The following is a 3,254-nucleotide window of genomic DNA, read 5'->3' as shown; positions in this document are numbered from 1 at the left end:
TTTCGTGTATGAGTAGTGCGGGATTTAACCCACTACTGTCTCAAATAACTAAGTAGCCAAAACTACGATTTTACAGTTAACTTTCAAATTTTTATTAGCCTGTCAAATCGTAGATTTGGCGGGGCTTAAAAACCGCACAAACCCTCATAAACACTACGTTCCCCGCATTACTTATGACACATTGTTAGGTTTTCGTGCTTTATTCTCCGCAGTCTGCCTGTGTGATGGGGCAGCCATACTCTTTGACAAGTTTTGGTCGTGCGTTTGCTTCTTTGCGCGACTTGGCAATGTGTATGGTTGCGAAGGGTGGCTATTTCCTACTTTGTTTTCTATAGTTTTCTACAGCTTTATTATAGTCAGTTTTCTTCTCTTCTTCATTCCACTCAGTCCAAAAATCAATCGTGCTACTTAACGGTCTATTTTCTTCTTTTGGCATATCAAGCATTATTCTTGATGGTAACAGAACAGCATCACCCAACACTATAGTTTCACCTACATCTAAGGTTGGAAGAATATCTGCAAAAACAGTAAGATTATCCGACATGAAAGATTTCACCGTGCTTTGGTCTTGTTTATTTGACAATCTCAGAGACATGATATTATTACATTGACTCAAAATTGTCTCACTCACATCCGACGGTCTTTGACTTACAACTAATAAACTCACTCCATATTTTCTACCTTCTTTAGCAATCTTTTCAAAGTTTTCCAAAGCTCTTTTTTCATTCGGATTATTCTCTCCTTTCTTTGGTAGATATAAATGAGCTTCATCACACACTAAAGCAAGGGGATGTCTTTCCTCTTTTTCTGTCCAGAATTGAATATTGTATAAAATCCGAGCAACCAAGCCTATTATTATAGGCATAATATCCGTTGGTACTTCTGAAAAGTCTATCACTTTTATTCCTGACTCATCACCTTCAAATTCTATTAGCTGTTGTATTATTTTGGTTAAGGCATCATAATCATTAAGCTGGTCTGGATGCTGAAAAAGAAAACCATATCTTTTATCAGTCAACTTCACGCTAAGTCGAGTTAAAAGTCGTCCAAAACTTCCGTTATAATCGCCTTTCTTTGGCTTACCATTTGCACCTGGCACCATTTCCTCATTTAATCGACTTAGTTCTTCCACTACAGAGTTTAAACAATAAGATACTGGGCTATCAATTGTGAATGAATCTATAACCTCCTGTTTATCGTTATCATTCAGATGCTTTAATTTTTCATCACCAACAATTTTTTGAAACATCATAACTTGATTATGAGCAGAAAATTCAGAACGGTCAATAAACATTGCCTGCATTTCCTCTGAATTAAGCAACCAATAAGGCAAGAACAATACTTCTTCATCTTTGGAATCCAAATCGTCTGGGCCAGCAACTCTTAATTGTTTTGCAAATTTGAGCGTCGAATACTCTCCATGCAAGTCAAATACAATCATTTTAGTGGTTGGCAATTCTGAAGCCTTTTCTAATATAGAAGCAACAGTCCAAGATTTACCAGAACCTGTACTTCCTAATATTGCTGCATGACGCTGAAAAAACTTATCTCCATTTAATTGTGCACGAGCTTTTTCACTTAAAGAGTATTTACCTAAATCAAGAGAAACGTCAGATTTGGATTTTGCAGAAAGCAAGCCCATGAATTTTTCCAAGTTATCACTTTCAATTGAAAAAGCTTCGGCATCAATATCAGGAATTTCTTGAATTGAACGAGAAAAGTAGTTGGTTTCAATTCCTTTCTTACCTTTAAATGTAGCAACAATAGCTATTGTTACAATATTTGATACTCTTTCAAGAATAGAATCTGCACTTACAGGATTAGCTTCTTCCTCTTCATTAGGTTGGACGATATTTTTCAACTGTTCAGTTGATGGGTTTTTAATTACGCGTTCTACAATTGCAATTGCCCATTCTTCTACTGCGGATGAAATTTTCACAGCAACCAAACGACCGACTCTGGCAAGTTTTAGTTCCTTAGGTTTTACATCTAAACTTAATTTAGTTGTGTCAACATATACAACTTTTCCTACGTAATCTGTTTCATCATTAAAATCAAAGAGCTTCGCCATTATTTATAATATTTCATTTGCAAATTCGTCAATCTGCCAAATCGGTTTGTTATGTTCTAATTCAGTTCCTTTGTATCTAATTGTAGCACCTCCATTATAATTGTCACTTATTGCAATTATCTCTGGATTTTTATCGAGTATTGTTTTTGCATTTCCTATTAAATCTTTAGTCACAATTATAGCTCTGCGATTCACTTGATTAATATTTTGGCATATTTTTTTGTCAATATCTATGTCATTAAAGCCATACCCTATGAATAAATATGTATGAGCCTTATCTATCGCATTATCCATTTCACGATAGAAGTGCCTATTCTCAACAATTCTTTTATGCTTTGTTTCTCCTGGGGTTATAATAAACCTTTCGTAATCATCGATACTTTCAAAATAAGATAAACTATCATTCCGATAGACATTTTCATTTTTTACAAAATAGTTAAGGGAACCATGCACCTTGTGTAATCTAATATGTGGATAAACCTTAGAATAAACTTTGCCAGTTTTACTGTTATTTTCTAATCTATTGAATAATTGTTCTGATTCTCCCCAATCGAATCTCTTTTGTATTCCACCATAAAATCCATCATTATAATCTATTTCACAATGTGATAAAGCATTCTCAATTATCAAGTCATAATTTGGTGTAATAATATCAATTATTGGGTTGGTATAAGATAATGCATTTTTAAGCCGCTCGAAAAGAGCTATTATCGGAATGTTACCAATAGAAATCTTGGATATATTTTTATAATTAACCTTCGCAACATGTTTTCCAGTTTCTACAATAATACTTTCAAGTAAAAAATCAGACTTTACAACATTTAAAGAGTTCTCAAAATCAACCTTCCTATCTAGGCTTTCCAAAACTAATTTCCATTCACTCTCTGCTTTCTTGTCGCCTTTGACAACCACTGGGATAACTGATTTTAGATGAGATTCCAAAGCTCCCATACCAAAATCAAAGTCAACCGAAATTGAACTTCCAGTTCCGATTATTAAAGCAAGTTGCTTTCGAAGTCTGTCCTGTATTTCTTGATATATTTCGTTTAAATCCATCTTGTCTTAATAGTATCTGTGTGTCGGCAAAAATTTGGCTCTTTTACAAGCTGAAGAATCAGCCTGTGTGTTGGAGCTTGTAAATGTGCCAAATGTGCGTTAGCTGTGTCTCTCTTTGCATGAAACC

General features: G+C 34.5%; 2 protein-coding genes. Both read right to left on the bottom strand.

All coding sequences use genetic code 11. From position 1 onward, the window contains the following. Positions 1 to 310: 310 nt before the first annotated feature. A complete protein-coding gene (locus A8B35_RS22925) occupies positions 311 to 2,071 on the bottom strand; it encodes an ATP-binding protein (protein WP_068475863.1) in 1,761 nt (586 codons plus the stop codon). 3 nt (positions 2,072 to 2,074) lie between these two features. Next, positions 2,075 to 3,127 (bottom strand): SIR2 family protein, encoded by a 1,053-nt coding sequence (locus tag A8B35_RS22920; RefSeq protein ID WP_068475861.1) that lies wholly within the window; start codon positions 3,125 to 3,127, stop codon positions 2,075 to 2,077. Between the last annotated feature and the right edge of the window lie 127 nt (positions 3,128 to 3,254).

This window comes from Saccharicrinis aurantiacus (genome assembly GCF_001660705.2).
Classification (GTDB): domain Bacteria; phylum Bacteroidota; class Bacteroidia; order Bacteroidales; family Marinilabiliaceae; genus Saccharicrinis; species Saccharicrinis aurantiacus.
Note: the sequence above shows the minus strand (reverse complement) of the source record. Positions and strands in the feature narration are given on the sequence as shown.

What these genes read in the sequence shown, in the direction of transcription:
- A8B35_RS22925 (WP_068475863.1), bottom strand. Translation starts at nt 2,071, where the DNA reads ATGGCGAAGCTCTTTGATTTTAATGATGAAACAGATTACGTAGGAAAA.
- A8B35_RS22920 (WP_068475861.1), bottom strand. Translation starts at nt 3,127, where the DNA reads ATGGATTTAAACGAAATATATCAAGAAATACAGGACAGACTTCGAAAG.